The organism is Agrobacterium pusense (assembly GCF_900102105.1).
Lineage (GTDB): Bacteria > Pseudomonadota > Alphaproteobacteria > Rhizobiales > Rhizobiaceae > Agrobacterium > Agrobacterium pusense.
This window is the reverse complement of record NZ_FNBB01000003.1, coordinates 24719-46580: the sequence shown is the minus strand read 5'-3', so window position 1 is coordinate 46580 and position 21862 is coordinate 24719. Positions and strand designations below refer to the sequence as shown.

21 protein-coding genes are annotated in these 21862 nt (G+C 59.8%); 10 read left to right on the top strand and 11 right to left on the bottom strand.

What is annotated here, in order from left to right; all coding sequences use genetic code 11:
* Positions 1–71: 71 nt before the first annotated feature.
* From BLU28_RS09260 to BLU28_RS09250, 3 genes are all read left to right on the top strand, one after another.
* Positions 72–1145 carry a 2,3-butanediol dehydrogenase gene (locus tag BLU28_RS09260; RefSeq protein ID WP_077985865.1) on the top strand — a complete coding sequence of 358 codons (1074 nt, stop codon included), beginning with the start codon at positions 72–74 and terminating at the stop codon, positions 1143–1145.
* Positions 1146–1263: 118 nt separating this feature from the next.
* Positions 1264–3066: an NAD(P)/FAD-dependent oxidoreductase gene (locus tag BLU28_RS09255; protein ID WP_077985866.1), complete on the top strand. Its 1803-nt coding sequence runs from the start codon at positions 1264–1266 to the stop codon at positions 3064–3066.
* 62 nt (positions 3067–3128) lie between these two features.
* Positions 3129–3305 carry a TetR family transcriptional regulator gene (locus BLU28_RS09250; protein WP_077985867.1) on the top strand — a complete coding sequence of 59 codons (177 nt, stop codon included), beginning with the start codon at positions 3129–3131 and terminating at the stop codon, positions 3303–3305.
* Positions 3306–3464: 159 nt separating this feature from the next.
* Here the strand turns inward: BLU28_RS09250 and BLU28_RS09245 are convergent, their stop codons facing one another.
* From BLU28_RS09245 to BLU28_RS09225, 5 genes are all read right to left on the bottom strand, one after another.
* Entirely contained in the window at positions 3465–4826 is a 1362-nt protein-coding gene (locus BLU28_RS09245; protein WP_077985868.1) for an FAD-containing oxidoreductase, read from the bottom strand.
* Positions 4823–5284: a DUF4126 family protein gene (locus tag BLU28_RS09240; protein ID WP_006697849.1), complete on the bottom strand. Its 462-nt coding sequence runs from the start codon at positions 5282–5284 to the stop codon at positions 4823–4825. Before BLU28_RS09240 ends, BLU28_RS09245 begins: the two co-directional genes overlap by 4 nt.
* A 309-nt stretch (positions 5285–5593) precedes the next feature.
* A complete protein-coding gene (gene fhuF, locus BLU28_RS09235) occupies positions 5594–6112 on the bottom strand; it encodes a siderophore-iron reductase FhuF (RefSeq protein WP_234794397.1) in 519 nt (172 codons plus the stop codon).
* Positions 6113–6348: 236 nt separating this feature from the next.
* Positions 6349–7182: an ABC transporter substrate-binding protein gene (locus BLU28_RS09230; RefSeq protein ID WP_234794396.1), complete on the bottom strand. Its 834-nt coding sequence runs from the start codon at positions 7180–7182 to the stop codon at positions 6349–6351.
* A gap of 35 nt (positions 7183–7217) precedes the next feature.
* Positions 7218–9413: a TonB-dependent siderophore receptor gene (locus BLU28_RS09225; protein WP_077985871.1), complete on the bottom strand. Its 2196-nt coding sequence runs from the start codon at positions 9411–9413 to the stop codon at positions 7218–7220.
* A gap of 283 nt (positions 9414–9696) precedes the next feature.
* Between BLU28_RS09225 and BLU28_RS09220 the strand changes: the two genes are divergently transcribed.
* From BLU28_RS09220 to BLU28_RS09210, 3 genes are read left to right on the top strand one after another with little or no spacing between them, the layout of a single operon-like run.
* Positions 9697–10443, top strand: a complete 747-nt coding sequence (locus BLU28_RS09220) for an AraC family transcriptional regulator (protein WP_035208712.1) — start codon at positions 9697–9699, stop codon at positions 10441–10443.
* Positions 10440–11297 (top strand): ABC transporter ATP-binding protein, encoded by an 858-nt coding sequence (locus BLU28_RS09215; RefSeq protein ID WP_077985872.1) that lies wholly within the window; start codon positions 10440–10442, stop codon positions 11295–11297. Before BLU28_RS09220 ends, BLU28_RS09215 begins: the two co-directional genes overlap by 4 nt.
* Positions 11298–11353: 56 nt before the next feature.
* The gene (locus tag BLU28_RS09210) at positions 11354–13264 is read left to right on the top strand and encodes an iron ABC transporter permease (protein WP_234794395.1); all 1911 of its coding nucleotides are present in this window, start codon (positions 11354–11356) and stop codon (positions 13262–13264) included.
* A 110-nt stretch (positions 13265–13374) separates the two neighbouring features.
* On the opposite strand, the gene BLU28_RS09205 is transcribed toward BLU28_RS09210, so the two are convergent.
* From BLU28_RS09205 to BLU28_RS09185, 5 genes are all read right to left on the bottom strand, one after another.
* The gene (locus BLU28_RS09205) at positions 13375–14235 is read right to left on the bottom strand and encodes an alpha/beta fold hydrolase (RefSeq protein ID WP_077985874.1); all 861 of its coding nucleotides are present in this window, start codon (positions 14233–14235) and stop codon (positions 13375–13377) included.
* 108 nt (positions 14236–14343) lie between these two features.
* Positions 14344–15264, bottom strand: a complete 921-nt coding sequence (locus tag BLU28_RS09200; RefSeq protein WP_077985930.1) for an efflux RND transporter periplasmic adaptor subunit — start codon at positions 15262–15264, stop codon at positions 14344–14346.
* 2 nt (positions 15265–15266) lie between these two features.
* Positions 15267–15473 carry a DUF1656 domain-containing protein gene (locus tag BLU28_RS09195; protein WP_004446037.1) on the bottom strand — a complete coding sequence of 69 codons (207 nt, stop codon included), beginning with the start codon at positions 15471–15473 and terminating at the stop codon, positions 15267–15269.
* The gene (locus BLU28_RS09190) at positions 15470–17473 is read right to left on the bottom strand and encodes an FUSC family protein (protein ID WP_077985875.1); all 2004 of its coding nucleotides are present in this window, start codon (positions 17471–17473) and stop codon (positions 15470–15472) included. Before BLU28_RS09190 ends, BLU28_RS09195 begins: the two co-directional genes overlap by 4 nt.
* Entirely contained in the window at positions 17470–17859 is a 390-nt protein-coding gene (locus BLU28_RS09185; protein ID WP_234794394.1) for a hypothetical protein, read from the bottom strand. Before BLU28_RS09185 ends, BLU28_RS09190 begins: the two co-directional genes overlap by 4 nt.
* Before the next feature lie 55 nt (positions 17860–17914).
* On the opposite strand from BLU28_RS09185, the gene BLU28_RS09180 reads away from it, so the two are divergent.
* Complete coding sequence (locus BLU28_RS09180; RefSeq protein ID WP_175477677.1) at positions 17915–18721, top strand: AraC family transcriptional regulator; 807 nt, start codon at positions 17915–17917, stop codon at positions 18719–18721.
* A gap of 39 nt (positions 18722–18760) precedes the next feature.
* Positions 18761–19135, top strand: coding sequence for a VOC family protein (locus BLU28_RS09175; RefSeq protein WP_022563187.1), 375 nt, complete (start codon positions 18761–18763; stop codon positions 19133–19135).
* A gap of 67 nt (positions 19136–19202) precedes the next feature.
* Here BLU28_RS09175 and BLU28_RS09170 read toward each other — a convergent pair whose 3' ends face one another.
* On the bottom strand, positions 19203–20099 hold the full coding sequence (locus BLU28_RS09170) for a LysR family transcriptional regulator (RefSeq protein ID WP_175477676.1): 897 nt from the start codon (positions 20097–20099) through the stop codon (positions 19203–19205).
* A 123-nt stretch (positions 20100–20222) separates the two neighbouring features.
* On the opposite strand from BLU28_RS09170, the gene BLU28_RS09165 reads away from it, so the two are divergent.
* Both BLU28_RS09165 and BLU28_RS09160 read left to right on the top strand, forming a co-directional pair.
* On the top strand, positions 20223–21194 hold the full coding sequence (locus tag BLU28_RS09165) for an MBL fold metallo-hydrolase (RefSeq protein ID WP_077985877.1): 972 nt from the start codon (positions 20223–20225) through the stop codon (positions 21192–21194).
* 33 nt (positions 21195–21227) lie between these two features.
* Positions 21228–21812, top strand: a complete 585-nt coding sequence (locus tag BLU28_RS09160; protein ID WP_022563190.1) for a pyridoxamine 5'-phosphate oxidase family protein — start codon at positions 21228–21230, stop codon at positions 21810–21812.
* The last annotated feature ends 50 nt before the right edge of the window (positions 21813–21862 follow it).

Sequence of the window (21862 nt, the reverse complement as noted above, 5' to 3'; positions counted from 1 at the left end):
TCGACGGTCGGCTCGGCTGGCACGGCGGTTGCTCCTCCTGATGGCATGAAAAGCAGCCTTAAGGAGGAAACATGCGCGCCCTCAGATTTCACGCCGCAAAGGACTTGCGGCTCGAGGACATCCCCGAGCCGAGACAGGCGGGACCGGGCCAGGTCATCGTCCGCAACCGCTTCGTCGGAATTTGCGGAACGGATCTTCACGAATACAGCTATGGCCCGATCTTCATCCCGACCGAGCCGCATCCGTTTACCGGCGCCCACGGCCCGCAGGTCCTCGGCCACGAGTTCGGCGGCGTTGTCGAAGCCATCGGTGAAGGCGTGACCTCGGTCGCCATCGGCGACCGCGTCTCGATCCAGCCTCTCGTCATGCCGCGCTCCGGCGACTACTTCGCCGACCGCGGCCTTTTCCATCTCAGCCCGCAACTCGCACTCGTGGGTCTCAGCTGGAATGGCGGAGGCATGGCTGAAGCCGCGCTGGTTCACGAATATAATGTCCAGAAGATCCCAGACGAGATGACCGATGAAGAGGCCGCACTCGTCGAGCCGACGGCGGTTGCCGTCTATGCCTGCGACCGTGGCGGCGTCACCGCCGGTAACAGCGTTCTCGTTACGGGTGCCGGCCCGATCGGCATGCTGACACTGCTGGCGGCCCGAGCGGCCGGTGCCACCAAGCTGTTCGTCTCGGACCTGAACGATGCCCGCCTCGGGCTTGCCAAGAAAGTCCTGCCTGACCTTGTCGCCATCAATCCGAAGCGCGAAAAGGTTGGCGATGTCGTCCGCGCCCAGACCGAGGGCCGGGTGGGATGCGACGTTGCGATCGAATGCGTCGGCAACGAACACGCCCTGAAGGCATGCGTGGATGCTGTGCGCAAGCAGGGCGTCGTCGTTCAGACAGGCCTGCATCCGCATGAGAATCCGATCGACTGGTTCCAGGTCACGTTCCGCGATCTCGAGGTCAAAGGCTCCTGGGCCTATCCGACCCATTACTGGCCGCGTGTCATCAGCCTGATCTCATCCGGCCTCCTGCCGGCGACGAAGATTGTCACCAAGCGCGTCACGCTTGAAACGGCCGTGAAAGAGGGCTTCGACGCCCTCCTCGATCCGGCCGGCACCCACCTGAAGATCCTGATCGATCTCTCGAAATAAGCATCTCGGCCAAGGCCTGAAGGGAGAGGAGCCTTGAGGGCGGCGGTTTGGAGGCTTTGACGGAACGCCCGGCAGCGGCGTTCCGTGACCATCACCAAGCAATCATGGAGGAGAATAAATGCTCGATATCAGCCCCGGAACCAAGATCGACACGGCCCTTGCGAAGCTCGAAGGAGCGCTGGCGAAAGGCGACGTGGACGCCGCCGCCAACCTGTTTCAGGCGGATTGCTACTGGCGAGATCTGGTGACCTTTACCTGGAACCTGAAGACCCTCGAAGGCCGCGAGCAGGTCCGCGACATGCTTTCCAGCCAGCTTGCCGCAACCAAACCGTCCAACTTTGTGCAGGACACCAGGGAGGCCGCTTCCGAAGCGGGCGGCGTTACCGAAGGCTGGTTCGAATTCGAAACGGGGGTTGCCCGCGGCTATGGCCATATCCGTTTGAAGGATGGTCTGATCTGGACCCTCTTGACCACCATGACCGAACTGAAGGGCCATGAGGAGCCGAAGGGCTTCCGCCGCCCGATGGGGGCGGAGCACGGCCATGACAGAAACCGCACGACCTGGAAGGAAAAGCGCGAAAGCGAGGCGGTGGAACTCGGTTACACGTCCCAGCCCTATGTCGTCATCATCGGTGGCGGCCAGGGCGGCATCGCGCTCGGCGCACGCCTTCGCCAGCTCGGCGTTCCGACGATCATCATAGAGAAGAACGAGCGGCCCGGTGACAGCTGGCGCAAGCGCTACAAGTCACTCTGCCTGCACGACCCTGTGTGGTACGATCACCTTCCTTACATTCCCTTCCCGGAAAACTGGCCGGTATTCACCCCAAAAGACAAGGTGGGCGACTGGCTGGAAATGTACACCAAGGTGATGGAACTGAATTACTGGGGCTCCACGACCTGCAAATCCGCCCAATACGACGAGAAGGCCGGCGAATGGACCGTCGTCGTCGATCGCGACGGCAGAGAGGTCGTCCTCAAGCCGAAGCAGCTCGTGCTGGCAACCGGCATGTCGGGCAAGGCCAATGTGCCGAAATTCCCCGGTCAGGACATCTTCAAGGGCGAGCAGCAGCATTCTTCCCAGCATCCGGGTCCGGATGCCTATGCCGGCAAGAAGGTGGTCGTCATCGGCTCCAACAACTCGGCCCACGATATCTGCGCAGCGCTCTGGGAAGCCGGCGCCGATGTCACCATGCTGCAGCGCTCGTCGACCCATATCGTCAAGTCGGACTCGCTGATGGAGATCGGCCTTGGCGATCTTTATTCCGAGCGGGCGGTTCAGGGCGGCATGACGACGCGCAAGGCCGACCTGATCTTTGCGTCCCTGCCCTACCGGATCATGCATGAGTTCCAGATCCCGATCTACAACAGGATTCGGGAAAGGGATGCCGAGTTCTACCAAGCGCTCGAAAAGGCCGGTTTCATGCTCGACTTCGGCGACGACGATTCGGGCCTGTTCATGAAATACCTGCGGAGGGGATCGGGATATTACATCGACGTGGGGGCCTGCGATCTGGTCATCGACGGTTCGATCAAACTGAAGTCTGGCGTCGACGTCTCGCATCTGACAGAGAACGCAGTCGTCCTGAAGGATGGGACGGAGCTGCCGGCTGACCTCGTGGTCTACGCCACCGGCTACGGTTCAATGAACGGCTGGGCCGCCGATCTCATCTCGCGCGACGTGGCGGACAAGGTCGGAAAATGCTGGGGCCTCGGCTCCAACACCACCAAGGATCCAGGCCCCTGGGAAGGCGAGCAGCGCAACATGTGGAAACCGACACAGCAGGAAGCCCTGTGGTTTCACGGCGGCAACCTGCATCAGTCACGCCATTATTCCCAATATCTGTCGCTGCAGTTGAAAGCCCGCCAGGTGGGCATCGAGACGCCCATCTACGGAATGACCAAGCCGCATCACCTGGCCTAGGCACAAAAAGAGCGTCGGCTTTACCGGCGCTCTTTTTGTAAGCATCCTGCGTTGTGAGTTAAATGGCCGATCCCATCCTCACGCTTGAAGAAATTGCCCGCCATGCGAACGTATCGAAGGCGAAAACCTATTCGCGCGTTGCAAACAAGGAAGAACTCATCGAAGCGGTAATCCAGCGAGAATCCGACCTCACGACCACCGGCCGGCAGTTTCGAGCGTCCGGGTCTCTGTTCTGGTAGTCGGTCGAAAGGCCCAGCCGGATAGTAAGATCGTCACCCTCGTCCAGCGAAACGGCGGCGCCATAGACGTCAGAAGGCCGACGTTGCACCAACGAAACGAGCGACAGTAGCCTTATCGATCCGGAAAAGCCTTTGCGCTCCTCGCCGGGTCGGCTGGGATCAGGTTTCCCTGAGGTCGCCGATCAGTGTCGGCACCAGCTCTCCGACCGTTGGATGGATTGGCACCGTCCAGCGCAGTTCTTCAGTTGTGGCCCCCAGGTTGATGGCGTCGAGCACGCCATAGATCGCCTCGTCACCTCCGACCCCCAGGAAAGCAGCACCGAGTATCCGGTCGGTTTCGGCGTCGGCGACGAGTTTCATGAGGCCAAGCGTTTCACCTTTCTCGACGGCCCGGCCGACGCGGCTCATCGGTCGGGTCGAGACCTTGATCCGGTGACCGGCCTCCTTCGCCTGACGCTCCGTCATGCCAACGCGTCCGAGCGGCGGATCAATGTAGAGGCCGTAACCGAGGGTACGGTCTGACACTTTTCGATTGCCGCCATCAAGGAGGTTTGCCGCGACGATCTCGAAATCATTGTAGGACGTATGCGTGAATGCGCCTCGCCCGTTGCAGTCACCAAGGGCCCAAATGCCTTCTGCGGTGGTCTGCAAGCGCTCATCCACCGTGATGAAGCCGCGTTGATCAGTCTCGATGCCAGCAAGATCGAGACCGAGATCATCGGTGTTCGGCCGCCGTCCGAGGGCGACCAGGACATGGCTCCCACTGACTTCGCCCTGATCGGTCCGCACGACGACGCCCACATCTTCCTTGGTGAAGGACAGGAGTCTGCGGTTCAAAAGAACCTCGATGCCATCCCTACTCAGAATCTCCGCAATGGCTTGCGAGATATCAGTATCCTCCCTGGGTGCCAGTTGCTGCCCACGCTCAATGAGCGTCACCTCGGCGCCGAAGCGCCGATACATCTGGGCGAATTCCAGTCCGATGTAACTGCCACCAAGAACAATCAGATGTTTCGGCAATTTCTCGAGCGCGATCACCGATGTGCTCGTGAGGTACGGCACGTCCTCAAGGCCAGGAATGTCGGGGATGTGCGGCCGCGCGCCGACATTTATAAAAATCTGCGGCGCAGTATAGTCTGTCCCGTCCACGGACACAGCATTCGCACCGACGAATTTGGCCTGGCCGTGGATCACATCCATCGTCTCGAGACTGTCAAACCAGGATGCCAAACCGTTTCTCGCATCAAGGGTTACCTTCCTGGCGCGGGCCGCTACGGCCGGCATGTTCACTATCGGCTCACCGCTGATGGTGACGCCGAATTCGGATGCGCGCCGCGCAACCTCCGCGGTCTTCGCGCTGGCGACCAATGCCTTGGTCGGCATGCACCCGGCGTTGACACAGGTGCCGCCGAGATATTTGCGTTCGATCAGGCCCACCTTGCGGCCCATCGCCGCCATGCGGGCGGCGAGGAATGGTCCGGCCTGACCGGCCCCGATGAAGATCGCGTCATACTCCCTCATGACACGGACACCACGACGATCAATGCGAGTAGGATGGCGACCGCATCCTCGATCAGGGCGGCGGGAAGGTCGCGGCCGAAATGCCTGGCGAGATTAGCGCGGCCGGATGCACCGCCGAAGGTTCCGACGACAGCGCCGATGACCCCCGCGAGAAGCCCGGGAACCACCATTCCTGCAGTTGCGGCGACCGTCGCACCGCTGAGAGCGCCCATTATAACCCGTGCTCCGAACTGAACGGGTACCTTGCGTGAGGGCGTGCCGGGAAGCTGGTCGGCAATCAGTTCCACGATGGCAAGCACAGTCAAAATCGCCGCGGCCCAGAGCGAGCCCATGAAGGAGAGAACGCTTGGAGAAATATCGAACCACCCGAGATAAGCGCCCCAGGAGACTGCGGCCGGGGCGGTCATGGTGCGCAGACCGGCGACAAGCCCTATCAGCATTGCGAGAAGAATGAGCATTCAGATCCCCCTAAGCTAAATCGGCATGCCGCGGCGCCCGGCTGATGCGCAGTTGACAGTTCCCTTGCCCGTCTTGGCCATCCTCGGTCGACACGTCCGAAGGAAAGCCGGAAGATAGGCCGCGACGGCGTCCCGGATTGATCCTCAACTTGCCGTTACCTACCGGACAGATCGCAACCGTACCATGGCGCGCCAGTTTGGTCGACAGGGCCGCTGCGTGGTGCCGTGAGCCAGAGCCCCGTCGTTTCGGTTGTTTGAGATCCTGCAAATTTGCTGAAAGGGGGCACGCCATGTGCTTTCGGCAGGCCCTTAATTTTTTCCCGAAGAACAGTGCCGCCCCGGGCACGGGCACGTCTTGCAGTAATCCAGTCCGTCGATCAGATATCGGATACAACAGACGCGGCGGAGCCGCTCCGGCTGGCCATCGCTTTCAGGGTAAAGGATAGGTCTGAAAAGCGGGTTACGTGAGCCATCTGCCATCTGAGGCAGTTCAAGCAGTGCCAATGCATCCGCGACGCCTGCACCAGGGCAATCATTATCCACGGCGTAACCGCGGGCGATACCTTCGAACAGGTTGCCGGCATTTGACCAAAGGACGTTGCGAGACAGCCCGCTCACCTCGGACACAGCTCGGATAACTGCTTCGATATTGCCACTGATCAGAAAATCGAAACGGTCCTCTGCGGACTTCGCTCGGACCGGGTGGCCGAAATCAGTCAGGCCGAGCGAAACGACCTCCCCTTCACCGCTTATTTCGATGCTCATGTCTGCCGGTGTCAGAGGTACCCGCCAATCCAGTAACATGGCTGCGGTGGCAATCGGTCTCATCACCCTTGCGAAGTACCGCTTTGACCACTCACCGGCAACGGCGGCAATGGGCGCGTTCGACCCGTGGCGGCGACCGTAACTGTTAAGGACCGCCAAAAGACAATCGGGCTCCAGCAATTCAGTGAAAGCCAGATCGGCGGGCCGCCTGCGCCGGAAGCAATCCCGCCACTGCGAAGGTGCCGACTGCCGCAGCAATTCGCCAAGAACCTCCGACCGTCGCATACGCTCCCGCCCGCCTAAACGAACCGGGTGACAATCTGGCGAGCCAGATGCTGCAGTGAGGCCGTGGAACCGAATGGCCAGGATGGCAAGCCGGTCAAACGGACATTTCCTTGCGCTACGACCGGCAACATAGGCCAGAGCGAAGCATTTAGAAGATCAGCCGGAACGGTCTCTCCAAGGATGAACAAGGTGCTGTCGCTCCCAAGGGAGGCAAGTCCTTCAAGATCGATTGTCGTAAAACCGAAAGGTTGCGGTGACATTTCAATGCCATCGGCAAAACCGATCTTCCTGAGAAGGCCGGAAATTGCGGCGTTGGGCGCAAAGACGCGCAACCGCGGAACGCCCGGCAACGGTTGCGCCACGACCAGCTTGCGGCCTGCCACCTGCCCGGCATGGCGCGATTTCAGGTTTTCGATCTCATCATCGAAACGTCCGAGGAGCCTTGCGACGTCATCCGATCGCGAAAGCGCTGCGCCCGCCTGACGGGCGCTCTGATAGACGCTCGCCAGCATGTCACTGCCATTTTCCTGATCATCGATCAGATGAACCGGAGCGATCTCACCGAGCGCATGAGCGATGGACGCGTGCCGATACCGCGACGTCAAGATAAGGTCAGGCTGCAGCTTGCGGACCGCCTCGAGGCTGGGCTGCTGTCGTCGTCCCACGTCGATGGCATCGGCAAGGCCTTCATTTGCGACATCGACCCATGTTCTGTACCCGGAGATTTCCGCGCATCCAGCCGGCGATATTCCAAGGGAAAGCGCAATCTCGGTAGCAGTCCAATCGAGCGTGACCAGGCGTGAGGGTCCTGAGGCGGCAAGCGACCCTGGCGCCGCAATCAAAGCCACCGCGCCACTCAAGAACGATCGTCTGCCTATACCCGCTACCACTTCACGCTCACTGTTCCGACAACAGTCAAACCCTGCCCGTAATAGCACTGCGTGGTGGTGTTGCAACCGGCGATGTAGGTCTTGTCTCCGAGATTGTAGCCGTTGAGCTGGAACGAATAGCGATCATGTTCGTAACGGGCAAAGGCATCGACCAGCGTATAACCGGGAACGAAGAATGAGTTCGCGGTATCCCCGGCAGTCTTGCCGATGCGACGGACACCACCACCGACTGTCAGCTTGCCGTTCCAGCTGTCCGGCATCGGCAGATCATAACTCACGAACAGCGACTGCTGCTGCTTTGGAACGGTATACGGCATTTTCCCGATCTGGGTGGGCGTCTGGCTCTCGGTTACCACAGGATCCTGCCAGCTCGCCGCCGCAGTAACATTGAGACTGTCCCAGAGGGTGGCGTTGGCCTCCAGTTCGATCCCGCGGACGCGCACCTCGTCAGTCTGGTAATAAACGCCTGCAACACGGTTGACGACATTCTGCTGTGTCGCCTCGAAGCCGGAAAGAGTAAGGCTGAAGTCCTCGCCCTGTGGCGCAAATTTCACGCCCATTTCCTTCAGCTCGCCTTTGGTTGGCTTCAGCGGCGTTGGCGCCAATGTCAGCACCGGGGAGAAGGACGTGGAGTAAAGCGCGTAGGGCACAAGACCGCTATCAAGGACATAAGCGGCACCGACCCTGCCGGTGAAGGCACTATCGTCCTGCCGGTATCGGGTAGTAAGACCGCTGGCAAGCGTGGTGCTGTCGGAATCGTTGCTGACATGGTCCTGGCGGCCGCCAACCGTCAGTCGAAGCCCGCCGAGTTCCATTTGATCCTGGAGATAAAAACCGACCTGACGCTGCGTCTGATCAAGACGTGTCGTCAGTGCTGCCGGCTGTACGCCAATGCCGTAGACCGGATTGAACAGGTCGAGTGTGGGGCCACTGCGTGATCCTGTCCTGTTCACAAGGTTTTGCCACTGCACGTCGATACCGCCGAGAAGCGTATGGCTGATTGGCCCACTGTCGAACTTGTACTCAAGATTGGTATCCAGCGCCACGGCGTTGAGCGTTGGCTGCGCATTGTAAACGAGGCGTGAAAGCGTGCGCTGGTTGGCGGAAAGGCCGTTGCCGAAAAGGTTTTGATAATTGACGTCCAGATATGAGTACCGGAAATTCTGGCGTAGAATGAGATCGTCGCTAATTGCGTGTTCGAGCCGATATCCAATGTAGGCCGTTTCCTTGTCGTAAATCGCCAACGAGGGATCGCCGTCCGAAAAGCTGCGCGGTATCGTCAAACCGAGACGATTGGGATAGATGCTCCCGAGTGCTGGAATAAGCGAGGGCACCTGGCCGGCGTCATCCTTCATATAGGCCCCATAAACCGTGAGACTGGTATCTTCATCCGGCGACCACCTGACCGTCGGGCTGATGGCGAAACGGTCGTTCTTGCCGAAATCATTCATTGTTTCGCTGTCGCGGATAATGCCTTCCAGGCGATAGGTAAGATTTGAATCCGCACCGACAGGGCCCGTGACGTCAAACCCTGCTTCCTTCTGATTATAACTTCCGAACCGCGCATAGACTTCTCCGCCAGCGGTCTCTGACGGATCCTTGCTGATCATGTTGACGACGCCGCCGACATTCGTTTGTCCAAAAAGCGCCGAACTTGGTCCGCGCAGCACTTCCACGCGATTAAGGAAGTAGGGTTCCACTCGAAAGCCGGCATAGCCACCGGTCTGGTTTGCAATCTGCGGCACGCGCAAGCCGTCGAGATAGAGATCGGCGCTAAAGCCGCGAATGCTGAAGTAATCCGAACGGGGGTCGTTACCGTAGCGTTGGCCGTTGACGTTCGCGCTATAGAGCAGGCTGTCCGCCACCGTCTGCACGGCTCGATCCGTCATCGCGCCCCGGGTGATCACGGAGACGGATTGCGGCGTCTCGGCAATCGCCGTCGTAGTCTTGGTGGCCGAAGCCGATTGCGTCGCAACGTAACCACGCTGTTCGACACGCGCCCCTTTGGTGCCCGTCTTTCCCCGTAAGACGATTGGCTCAAGCACGGTGGACCCACTTGCCTCTTGCGCCTCAACCCTTCCCGGCTGGAGGACAAGCGCTCCCAACGCAACGCCTGACACCAGAAACAGGAGCTGCTGTCTGGTGACGTGGCAGGTTGATGTGCGAAGGCGAAGGTGGGTGTTCTGCATTGGAGGACCTGTGATAGGAATACTGCGTAAAGGCTACTCCGGACTGTCCGCAGTGATTTCTTTTCCCGCACGCTTGCCGCTTAACTAGACTTTTTTTATCAGCATTGTCAGGTCAAAATCGAGCTCTTGCGGGCCGTTTTGTGGCCCGATCCTGGTAAATGATATTATTCTGTTCCATCGGGCCAATTTTTCCTTTTGAAATACAGACGCGACGCGACTATGGCTCTTCCCGTTGGATGCGGCCACAAGGCCCCCGTGGGGAATCCCATTGCCTGGAAACACGATGAAACAGCCGCAAAGGGCAGCCGATCTTCAAAATGTGCCGCGGCCTGTCGCTGCCATGGCGCGGACCTACGAGCAAAGCGTCGATTTTGGCTGGCACAGCCATCGCCGAGGGCAATTGCTCCAGATCATCGACGGCTTCATGACCGCCCGCACCCCCGACACCTCATTCATCATCCCCTGTGGTTACGGTTTGCTGATAACGCCCGAGATACCACATGCCGTCCATTCACACGGGCGGGTTTCCATGCAGTCGGTCTATATCGAGCCGGACCCGGGGATCGCCATGCCGTGGGAGCCGCCACGTGTCATCTCGACCTCGACGCTCCTTTCGGCCACGGTTGGAGCGTTCCTGAAGGAACCAACCCTTTATGACGAAAATGGCCGCGGCGGACATCTGGCAGCTCTGATACTCGAAGAAATTGCCAATGCGGAGGAAGGCCCGTTTGCGCTTCCAATGCCAAGTGACAAGCGATTGCAGCGGCTGTGCCGGGACCTTTCCGAAACCCCATCGCTCGATCTTGATATTGACCGCTGGGCAGACAATCTCGGCATGAGCCGGCGCACCATGACCCGGAAATTCCGAATTCAGACGGGCATGAGTTTCGCCGAATGGCGGCGTCGCTTGCGCATGGCGCATGTCATGCGCCGGCAGGCGGAGGGAGCGCGTCTGGAAGAGGCAGCCGCAGACGTTGGTTATCGCAGCCTGTCCTCCCTGCGCAAAGCCATGCGCGAGGCTGCCGGATGACGGGGCTCGCAAGCAAACAGAAGACGCAGACAATCGCCGCTCAGGCGATTGGTCTCAGCGTCGTCTATGATCAGGCTCAAGCGCTTCGGCAGGTCGATGCGATTGCATTCGAAGGCCGTATTACCGTCATATGCGGCGCGAACGGTTCCGGGAAAAGCACGCTGCTCAAATGCCTCGCCGGGCTCGAACAACCGACGGAGGGTGAGGTCCACCTGGCCGGGCAGCAGCTCAACGCTTTGTCACGGCGCACCGTCGCCCGTCAGGTTGCCGTCATGAGCCAGACGCCGGAGATTCCGATCGGTCTGAGCGTCGAGGAACTCGTTGAACAAGGCCGTTATCCTCATCGCCCCTGGCTGGGACGCCTGTCGACACGGGACCGCGGAATTATCGAAAGCGCCATCTTTCGCGTCGGCCTCCAGGACTTACGTGCGCGTCAACTCACGACCCTCTCCGGCGGTGAAAGGCAGCGCGCCTGGCTGGCCATGGCTCTGGCGCAGGAACCGCGTGTCCTCTTTCTTGATGAACCCACGAGCTTTCTCGACATCAGACATCAGGCCGAGCTGCTGACACTCCTGCGCAAACTCAACTCGGAGGAAGGGCTCACGATCATCGCGGTGCTTCACGATCTCAATCAGGTTATGGATGTCGCCGATGACGTCGTCCTGATGCAGAAGGGTCAGGTTCTCGCGGCTGGGCCGACACACCAGGTGCTTCGGGCTGACCTGCTGCGGCAGGCCTTTGAGTGTGACGTCGATCTCGTTCCACATCCCGACGGAAGCGGGCGAACCTATTGCATGGTTGACTGGGTCGGCACCGGCAATCGGCAAAACCGCCCGGCTTCGGCTCAACCATGACTTTGTCTCGCCTCGCCCTTCATCGATTGGCTCCATCTCTTGTCTGGCCCGTTGGCGTGATCCTTTTGCTGCTCCTGGCGGCGCTGGAACTCAGAGTGGGGAGCAGTCTGGTGGGCTGGAGGGACGTGTTTCTTTTTCCGACAGCCCCGGAAACACTCGCGCAGGCAATTCTGGAAACGACCCGGGTGCCCCGTATGGTCGCAGCAATATCAACTGGCGCCGCCCTAGCGCTGGCAGGTTCGGTTCTCCAGACCGTCTTGCGAAACCCTTTGGCGGCTCCGGATATACTGTCCGTTACCAGCGGCGCGCAGCTTTTCCTCGTCGTATCAACCTTGTTGCTGCCCTTGACTCTGCCACCCATCATCGCGACAAGCGCAGGCGGCCTCGCCGGCGCAGCTGCATGTCTCGCGCTGGCAGGCGGCTTTCAAGCGGCGCCCGGCCGGCTGGCTCTTTCGGGTATCGCCGTATCACTTTGTTTTTCCGCCATATCATCGGCCATCGTGCTTCTCGCCGACGAACGGGCGTCCGGTCTGTTGCTCTGGTCCTCCGGTATCCTGGACCAGACCGGATGGGGCAGGATCACCACGACAATCCCCTTGGTGCTCCTGTCTTTCCTGATGCTCATGGTGATGGCGCGCGCCCTGGACTTGCTGGGACTGGGAGATCAGGCCTCGGCCAGTCTCGGGGTGACACGGGCCGTCATACTTTTCGGTCTGCTCGTCGGCGTTCTTCTCTGCGGCGCCGCCGTTACCCTCGCAGGGCCGATTGGCTTCATCGGCCTTGCAGTTCCGAATGTTTTGCGCGCATTGGGTATAATTCGGCATCATCGCCATTTGCCGCTTTCGATGGTTTGGGGAGCAAACACCCTGCTCCTCGCAGATGTCGTCACGCAGTGCCTCGCGCGCAATGGCACGAGCATACCCACAGGCGTTACGGTTGCTTGCCTTGGTGCACCGGCCATGCTGCTCCTGCTCCGGAAGGCAAAGATCGGGGGGGAGCGCCGAATCGGCTTGCCCGTAGGAATAGCGCCCCTGCCACTTGCCGCGGCAGCGCTTGCCGCCTTGGGCCTGATAGCCATCGCGGCAAGTCTCGCGGCAGGCGACGGGCTGTCACTGACGATTGCCGAGGTGACGGGAAACCTCGACCTGCGCGCGCCTCGCCTTCTTGTGGCACTTGGCTGTGGTGCATTGCTGGCTGCTGCCGGCACCGTCCTTCAGGCGGTGACGCGCAATCCGCTGTGTGGGCCGGAGACGCTGGGCCTTACACAGGGAGCAGCGCTGTTTAGCCTCGTCGCGCTCCTGTTGGGATTTGCACCCGCAACGCCAACTTTCCAGACGGTCGCTCTGGCCGGGGCCATCACCGTGCTCTTGCTGCTCCGGTTGCTGGCGCCGAAATATTCTCCTGAGAAATTCGTTCTGGCCGGTGTCGCAATCGCAGCAAGCCTGGGCGCGGCCGCAACGATCATCGTCGTGGAGGCTCGCCTGCAAACGGCTCAGGCACTTTCATGGCTCATCGGCTCGACGCACGCCCGTGGCTACGCCGACGCCGTCGTACTGATGCCATGGGTCTTCGCCCTGTCGGCCATCGGCCTGTTGTTCAGCCGTCATCTTGATGCGTTTTTACTTGGGGACGAAAAAGCCCGCTCACTGGGCCTCGCGACGGGAGATGCGAGCAAATACGCGATGCTCTATGCCGCCGTCGCGGTGGCAATCGCCGTTTCTTCCATCGGAGCCGTCAGTTTCGTTGGCTTGCTCGCGCCCCACGCGGCTCGGCTCCTGACCGGGGCGCGCCATGCCAAAAGCCTTCCAGTCGCGATGGCGCTCGGCGCTGTGATGCTCGCTTTCGCCGACACGATCGGTCGCAGCATTATCGCGCCACTCGAACTTCCGGCGGGCATCATCACCGCAATTATAGGCGCGCCCGCCTTTATGCTGCTGCTCCGTTCCGGATTGAGGTCGCGGTCCTGATCGAATGGAAGAGGTGCAACTCTATGGTCTCGGGTGTCGACTGCGGGGCGGTAAAATCCGGCGACAATACCCATCGCCTACACAGCAAGGCGCAGACGAAATCGACAGCCTCATTCGGTGAAAAACGAGATGAGCTCGCGCGCCAGTTCCGCTGGAGCCTCTTCTGCCATGTGATGTCCGCTGTCTATTCCCAGACCCGAAACGGGAAGGGTTGACCAGGGCTGCCATACCGACAGGACATCTCCGTACAACATTTCCAGATCGTCCTGCAGCGACCAGAGGACATGAAGTGGGCATGTCAGCTTTCTTCCGCAATTTCGATCATCAAGATCGTGGAGATGGTCTATGTGGATACCCGCGCGATAATCACCCAGCATGCCCTGAACAGTCCTGGGGTCTTCGACGGACGAGCGGAAGTCCGCGAAGTTTTCTTTTCCCATCGAAGCCTCGCTCCCGCCATACCATGCCAAGGGATCGGCAAGGATGGCCCGCTCGGGTTTGTCGTGTTGAGCAAAGAAGAACCAGTGCCACCATCGCTGTGCAAAGCGAAGATTGCACCGCTCCAGCGCTTCGAGGATCGGAACACCGTCGAGGATCGCGAGCTTCTCGACTCTTGCCGGGTGGTCCATCGCGGTGCGAAATGCCGTGTAACTTCCACGGTCGTGGCCGGCCAGAAAGAACCGGTCGAAACCGAGATGTTCCATGAGCGCAACACAGTCACGAGCCTTGGCCCGCTTTGACGACGCTTCATGATCATAGGGGTCAGACGGCTTGCCAGACTTGCCAAAACCTCGCAGATCGGGGCAAACAACCGTGAACTTGTCGGCCAGAATGGGAGCCACCTTGTGCCAGGTTGTGTGTGTTCTAGGATGTCCGTGAAGCAGAAGAAGCGGCGGGCCCTTGCCGCCATGGCGAACCCGGAGCGTCGTTTCCGGGACATTGATCATTTCCAGCCTGAAATTTTCAAACATCGCGCTCCCCCTGGATCATGGAACGAACGGTCTCTGCCACCAGTGGTTCCATCTCGGCCTGCCGTGGCTTGGAACCGCGGGCCCCTCAAAACTCGGCTTCGGTAGCGATCAGGGTGTGATTGCGGAGGGTGATGGATGACGAAGTCCCGCCTGGTTACTCCTCTGCTCGATCGAAACGGTTGCGGTCCTTCCCGCAACGAGCCGAACCGTCTTTGGGGCGTCATCGATCTCGATCCGCACCGGGATTCTCTGGGCAAGTCGGACCCATGAGAATGTCGGGGCGACGCTTGCCAGAGAACCCGCATTATCGCTTCGCTCCCGATCCTCAATGCCCGCGGCAATGCCTGCAACACGTCCGGTGACCGACTGAGCTTCGCCCATGATACTGATCGTTACCGGATCACCAATGTGAATCCGGGGGAGCTTCGTTTCTTCAAAATATCCTGCGACATAGACGGATTCTTCTTCCACCAAGGCTCCCACGGCGTTGCCGGAAACGACATAGTTACCCCTGCGCAGGGAAAAGTTGGTGATTGCACCGGATGCCGGTGCCCTGACCGTTGTGCGCTCAAGGTTGAGCCTTGCCAGATCCCGGGCAACCAGCGCAGATTGATAGGCGGCCTCTGCCTGATACATCCGGCTTTCGGCGTACTGACGCTCCTTGAGGCTTGCCGCCTCCTTTGACGCAAGCAGTTGATACCGTTCGAAATCGGTTTTCGCCAACTCCGCCGCCGCCCTTGTCGCTGTTACCTGCGCTTCTGCCTCGCGCAGCGCGAGCTCGAAGCGATCTGTTTCGATGCGAAACAGCGGCGTTCCTTTCTCCACCTGTGCATTGTCCGACACCAGAACCTCGGCGACAGGCCCGGAAACATCTGGTGCCAATCGGATGATATCCGCCCGCACATGGGCATCACGCGTCCATGGTGCCTCCATGTAGAAAGACCATAAGTGCCAGGCCAGCACCGCAGCGCATCCCGTCATGGAGAAGGTGAGAAGCAGTCGACCCGCAGTAAACGTCAGATTTTTCATGATCATGGAAACCAGTCGATAGCGGCAGAAAATCCGCCGACAAGGGTAATGTAAAGCGCAAGGTTGAACAGGGAGCGGTGCCAGACCATCCGGTAAAACCCCATCTTTTCGAGAAGTGATGTGAGAAGACGAAATCCTGCATACGCAAACAGTGCGAGCGCTGCGAACGAGGGCAGAAAAATGCCATAGAGATCGACCTGTTCCTTCAAGCGGCTTTCCTCCAAGACCCGGGTATCTGGGGAGCGGGCGCGTCAGCGTCCGGAGAAATGCACAGGCGAAGAGCAGCGGCGCGCAGCAGAAGTTCGTTATCCATCACGGTGATGGCCGCAGGAGAAAGGATCAGATCATCCAGCGCCCGGACGGCGCTTTCCAGGATTTTTCCACCTTTACCGGCACGGCCGCGGTATAGAATTGTGACCGCCTGAAAGACCGGTTGTGCAGCGAGGTGAATACCGTTCGAAACCTTGGGTAAAAGCTCCTGCATTGCAATCAGATGCAGCCCTGCCCGGATATCCCTTAACGGATCATAGCCGCCGACCTCCGACACCGGAGGCAGTTTCGCCAGTCTTGAGGCGAAGAGGCCGGATACGTCAATCATGCGATAATGGGCGGCGAGAACGTCGGTCTGTTTACCAACGGCGATGTTCGCGACATGTTTCCGTACAACAGAAAGAAGCCTTCTCGCATTTGTCTCAACTCGCACGGATCGAAAGAGACCGCAAACCGTGATCGTCCACACCATTGCGAGTATGGTCGCCCCCGCGGCATTCACGAATGTGCCGAAATCTGTCGCGGGATATGCCTGAAGGGTGAGAAAAAGGGGAAAGTTTATGCAAAGCCCCATGCCGACAATGGCGAGTGAAGGCACTGCAAGACATATGCCCGCCGGTATCAGAAACAACCCCAAAGCAGCAGAGAGCGATGCAAACCCGTCGATTACCGGAAGAACTGCAAAGCCGTAGACGAATGCCGCAATGGCTGCACCGATCGTCACATTAACAAACTTGCGCATGGCAGGAACCGGGTCGTCCATGGTGGCAAGGAGGCAGCAAAGGACACCGGATATCTGGGCGAAGGTAACTCCGTCGGACCAGCCGGTGGCAATCCAGAAGAAGAGCGATGTTACGAGGCATACTGCAACCGCCACCGACGACAGCCACGCCATTCCGATTTCGCGATGCGGTGCGGGCGCTCTGTCGGGCGCGCGGGCGCCTCTTGCTCCGTTTTCATCTTCAATGGATTTTCGAAGAGTAAGGCACTCGTCAGAGAGCCGAGAAACAGTCCGCAAGTCTCGGGCGAAATTGACAAGGAGGAGTTTTTCCCATGTCGGCAGCGAGGCGGGGAAGGCAAGCGCACCGATCGTGGAGAAGGAGCCTCCCGGACGCGAATCCGCCTCCGCGACTATCGCCAATGCCTTTTCCCGGCAGGCAGGGTCCAACCTCCCCAGCGATCGTCGCAAATCCTCCAGTTCGCTCAGTAGGGGCAGGAAGGAAACCATTCGGTGCTGCAGCGACTTCACCAGCGCCACTCTGCTTCGGTATCTGGATCCGTCATACTGAAGATGCACCGCGAACGACCGCAGATCGGCCGCCTCCCCCGCTAGCGCGTGGCGTTCCATCCGATTTTGGGTTTCGTCCATTTTGCCGGTTGCTGTGGCTTCGAAAAGCTTCTGCGCCCTGGCCATCCATCCATCGATCCGGTTGAGAAGCGCTGCCCCCACGTGAACCGGAAAAACGACGTGACTGACAATCGATGCGCATATGACCGCGAGCCCGATCTCTTCGGTGCGGGAAACGACAATGTCGAAGGTGTTTGCCGGGGCGTTGACGAGCGGCAGTCCTGCGAGAAGAACGGTATAGCCGGCTAACAGGAAAACATAACTGCGTGGTGTGCGATCAAGAAGACTGACAAAGGTGCACCCGGAGACCCATACGATGATCGCGCCGGAAAGCAATATCGGTTCGTTCACCAGGTTCGGGACCATGAGGATCGTCGCACCGCCGCCGATGACCGTGCCCAGAAGCCGATATACCGATTTCGACGATATCGCACCGGAGAGGGGATGAGCGACAATATAGACGGTTGCAACTGCCCAGGACGGTCGGTTCAAATCGAAGCTGATGGCAACAAGATATGCCAGCATGGCCGCAAGGAATGATTTCAGCGAAAAGATGACGTTCCCGCTGGTGACAACTGGCCGGCTGCTCACACCGCATCCTCCGGTGCGGGGGCGCTGCGCTCAATGCCTTGTTTATTGCTGGTGATCTCGTCTGCGAGGCCATAAGTCGCTGGCGACACATAACAAAAGAAGGGTACTGCAAGGCAGGCGTGCAGATAGGCTTCGGCCGGGTCGGCGGACACACCGGTCGACATGACCGGTGGATGGCGGGCAACGAGCGCTCGGACTTTCGAAACGAGCCCGTCTGTCATCCTTTTCAGCACCGTAGCGCGGGCCAACCTTGCCCTGGGTCGTAACGGGAGAAGGACGCAGAACCCGCGAGGACCTTTCAGGGGAAGACGAATTTCAGTCCGGATAATATCCGACCACCAGCGGTCGTCATATTTTTGAAGTGCCATAATCTTCTTCTCCAGCATCTTTCCGGATGACCCTATCGACAAAACCGGAAGAAGAATTTAGATATTCTCTCTAATGATCACTAAATACCACCAGACGCCTATATCCCTGTCCGGTGCCCTCGCCGACCATGATCTCGAAAGCTCCTCGTCCCGCGCTCGCGCTGTGAGAATCGACGTGTCGCAGAACGAACGCGAGGCTCCGGAACACCAGCACCGCAAAGGCCAGCTTGTTATGCCCCTGCGGGGAGGCGTGACATGTCGCGTCCCAAGCGGCATGTGGATGGTTCCGCCTCATTGTGGCGTCTGGGTTCCAGGAGGCATGCGTCACAGCAATGTGGCGACCGCCAACGCGCGTTTGTTCTTCCTGTTCATCGAGCCGGGGGCCGCCGATCTGCCGAACCGGTGCTGCACGCTTTCCCTGTCCCCGCTCGTCAGAGAGTTGATCATCGAGATGGCCGACCAGTCCGCTGTGGCGACTGCTGACTCGGAAGTCATGGCAACGCTGCTTCTGTCGGCCTTGTCGCGGATGCCGGTTGAGCATCTTCATCTGCCGCTGACGGATGAGCCCCGGCTTGCACGCATTGCATCGGAACTGGCGGAAGATCCATCCGACCGTAGTACGATGGCACAATGGGCAAAACGAATGGCGATGAGCGAGAATTCGCTTGCCCGCCTCGTCCAAAACGAGACTGGCCTGACCTTCGGCCGCTGGCGACAACAATTGCAGGTGATTGTCGCTATCCGAAGCCTTGCCGCGGGGGCAACGGTGCAGCAGGTTTCGGGCGATCTTGGATATCAATCCGTGTCTGCGTTCATAACCATGTTCAAGAAGGCGCTTGGTACATCACCTGCCCGATATCTGGGAAATTTCGACCGCTGAACGTCAGAAAACACCGCCACACCTGAGAGGAGACAAAACATGTTCACCCACGTCATGATCGGCAGCAACGACCTGGAGCGGGCCAGGAAATTCTACGATGCCGTCTTTGTCGCTCTGGGCGGCAAGCCCGGCGAAATGGATGCAAGAGGTCGGCTGATTTACGCCCATGAGGGTGGGCGGCTCATGATCACGAAACCGATCGATGGCAAGCCGGCGACTGCTGCCAATGGCGGAACGATCGGTATTGCGGCGGCGACCCCCGATCATGTTTTAGCCTGGCATGCCGCCGGCGTCGCGCATGGCGGCACGGCAATCGAGAGCCCGCCGACGGCGCGGCCGAACGGGGCGTTCGTCGCATATCTTCGCGATCCCGATGGAAATAAACTGACTGCGCGGACGCCTCCGACGACATGAGGCAGGCGACCTTGCGCTCGGTTGGCTGCAGAAATGAAGCAAATCGGCCGTGGGTCCGGAGCGGACCTCATTGAGCCATCCGTTCGCGCAGGCGGGGTGTGAGCCAGTCGAGAAAGCAGCGCACTTTCATCGACAAGGGCTCGGCCGGCCCATGAATGACATTAACAGGCAGCGGTTCAGGTGCGAACTCGGTCAAAATTTCCTGTAAGGCGCCGGAACGCAGTTGATCGGCGACCTGGTAGGAGAGCACCCGGATGATGCCAATACCGGACGTGGCTGCCTGAATTGCGGCCTCTGTCGTGTTGACCGCAAGCCTGGGGCGGGGTTCGACATTGAAGGTCGTCCCGTCGCGCCGGTAACGAACTTCGGGCGCGGTCGCGAAGCCCTGGAAGCTTATACCGTCGTGCCGGGCGAGGTCATCGGGATCAAGCGGAACGCCTCGCCGGGCGATATAGTCAGGACTGGCGCAGACGACCCGACGGACCGAACCGACACGGGTTGCGATCAGCGCGCTATCGGCCAGATGGCCGATGCGCAGCGCCACGTCAACGGGTTCATCCGCCAGACTTATCTGGCGGTCCGTCAGCGTCAGCCGCATGTCGATTTCGGGTTGCTCCTTCAGGAATTCGAGCACTATGGGCAGAACGTGGCGCTCCCCGAACGCGATCGGAGCGGTCATATGCAGCCCTCCGCGCAGCGCGCCGTAATCGCCGCTCGCCTGCCGCTCAGCCGCGTCCAGTTCCCCCAGAATACGCCGGGAAGCGGCGACGTAATTTCGCCCTTCCTCCGTCAAGGTCAGCCCGCGGCGGGTACGCAGTACCAGACGGGCTCCAAGATGCTTTTCGAGGTCGGCGACCTTGCGGCTGACCGTGGCGAGCGGCGCCTGCAATCGCCGTGCGCCGGCCGAGAGGCTGCCGGCATCGACCACCGCGAGCAGCACTGACATCGCTTCAAACCGATCCATTCCATCCTTCCATAAATTGAGAGGTAATCTCCTGAAATCGCAGGATACCCTATTGGTTTTGGATATCCTAGCTTTCGTGATGCCGGGGATCTTCCCCATTGCCACAATAAGGAGAAAGACATCATGCCCGATCTTTCGCGTCGTGCCTTTGCAAGCGCTCTTCCTTTTGGCCTCCTCGCGGGAGGCCTGATCCATAGTGCGCAGGCCATCGCCGCAACGCCGGAACCGGTCGCGACGTTGGCCAGCGTACCCCCGCTGGCACAGATCCGCATCGGCCGCTTTACGGTGACGGCGCTGACGGATGGTTATGCGGATATGCCCTACAACTTTTTCCCGGGGCGGGATCCGGCCGAGGTGGAACAGGCGGCTGCCGCCCAGTTCACCGCCAGGCCAAGCGGAGTGCGATTTCTGTTCAATCAGTATCTCGTCGATGACGGCCAACGCCGCATCCTGATTGATGCCGGCGCAGCGGGCTCCATCGGGCAAACCGGCAACCTGCCGCAGGCGCTTGCCAGGCTCGGTCTGCGGCTTGATCAGATTGACGCGGTGATCGTGACGCACATGCATCAGGACCACATGGGCGGCCTGATCGCCGGCGGCAGGAACAACTATCCGAACGCGGAAGTCTATATCGATCGGCGCGACGTCAAGCATTGGACCGACCCGGCCAAGCGTAGTGGCGCGCCGGATTACCTTCAGACCAGCTTTCAGATGGCGGAAGAGGTCGTGCGTCTCTACCCCAGACTTCAGGCGATCGACGGGGAGCGCGAAATCGCGCGGGGCGTCTCGATTGTCGACCTGACCGGCCACACACCCGGCCATATCGGTGTTCGCGTGGAAGATGAGGGAAAGAGCCTTATCATGGTTTCAGACATGATCTTCCCGGTCGTACATCCGGCAGCGACTGACGTGTTCTTTCTATTCGAACAGGACCGGGCAGCGGCCAAGGCAATGCGCGACCGCTTCTTTCCCCGCGCTGCTTCGGAAGGCACACTCATAGCGGCGACGCACATGCCGTTCCCGGGGCTGGGCCACGTCGTTGCCGATCGGGGACAAATCCGCTGGCAGGTTGCGGACTGGGCTTTGCAAGACTGAGGCCGTTCAGGCCTCTGGAAAGGCAGATGGAAAATGAGCAGATATCTCGATATTGCCACGACTCCTTCCGTCGCGGCCGCGCAGGATAAGTATGGAAGCGCGGAGCAATGGGCGCGGATTGCCGCGCGCGGTGGTGTGGATGAAACGACCCGGAGCCAGCGCCTTGGCCCCGCAGAGGCAGGCTTCATTGGGGAGCGTGACGGTTTTTATCTTGCCAGCGTCTCGGAAACGGGCTGGCCTTACGTCCAGTACAGGGGCGGACCAGCCGGTTTTCTCACCGTTCTCGAGCCGGCGCTCCTGGGCTTTGGAGATTTTCGCGGCAACCGGCAATACATTACGACAGGTAATGTGACGGCAAATGACCGCGTGTCACTGTTCCTGATGGACTACGCGCACCGGCAACGCCTGAAAATCTTTGGCCGAATCCGCATCATCGACGCAGCTGATGATCCGTCGCTGGCGGAGAGGCTGACCATGCCAGACTATTCCGCTCGGGTGGAACGTCTTGTCCTCATCGGCGTGGAAGCTTTCGACTGGAACTGCCCCCAGCACATAACGCCGCGCTTTACACTTGCTGAGCTGCAACGATGGCGACAGGCATCAGGCGAGGCGCCGTGAAATTGGTCCGAGGCGCTCGCAATGACGACTTTTATGACAGACGTGAACCG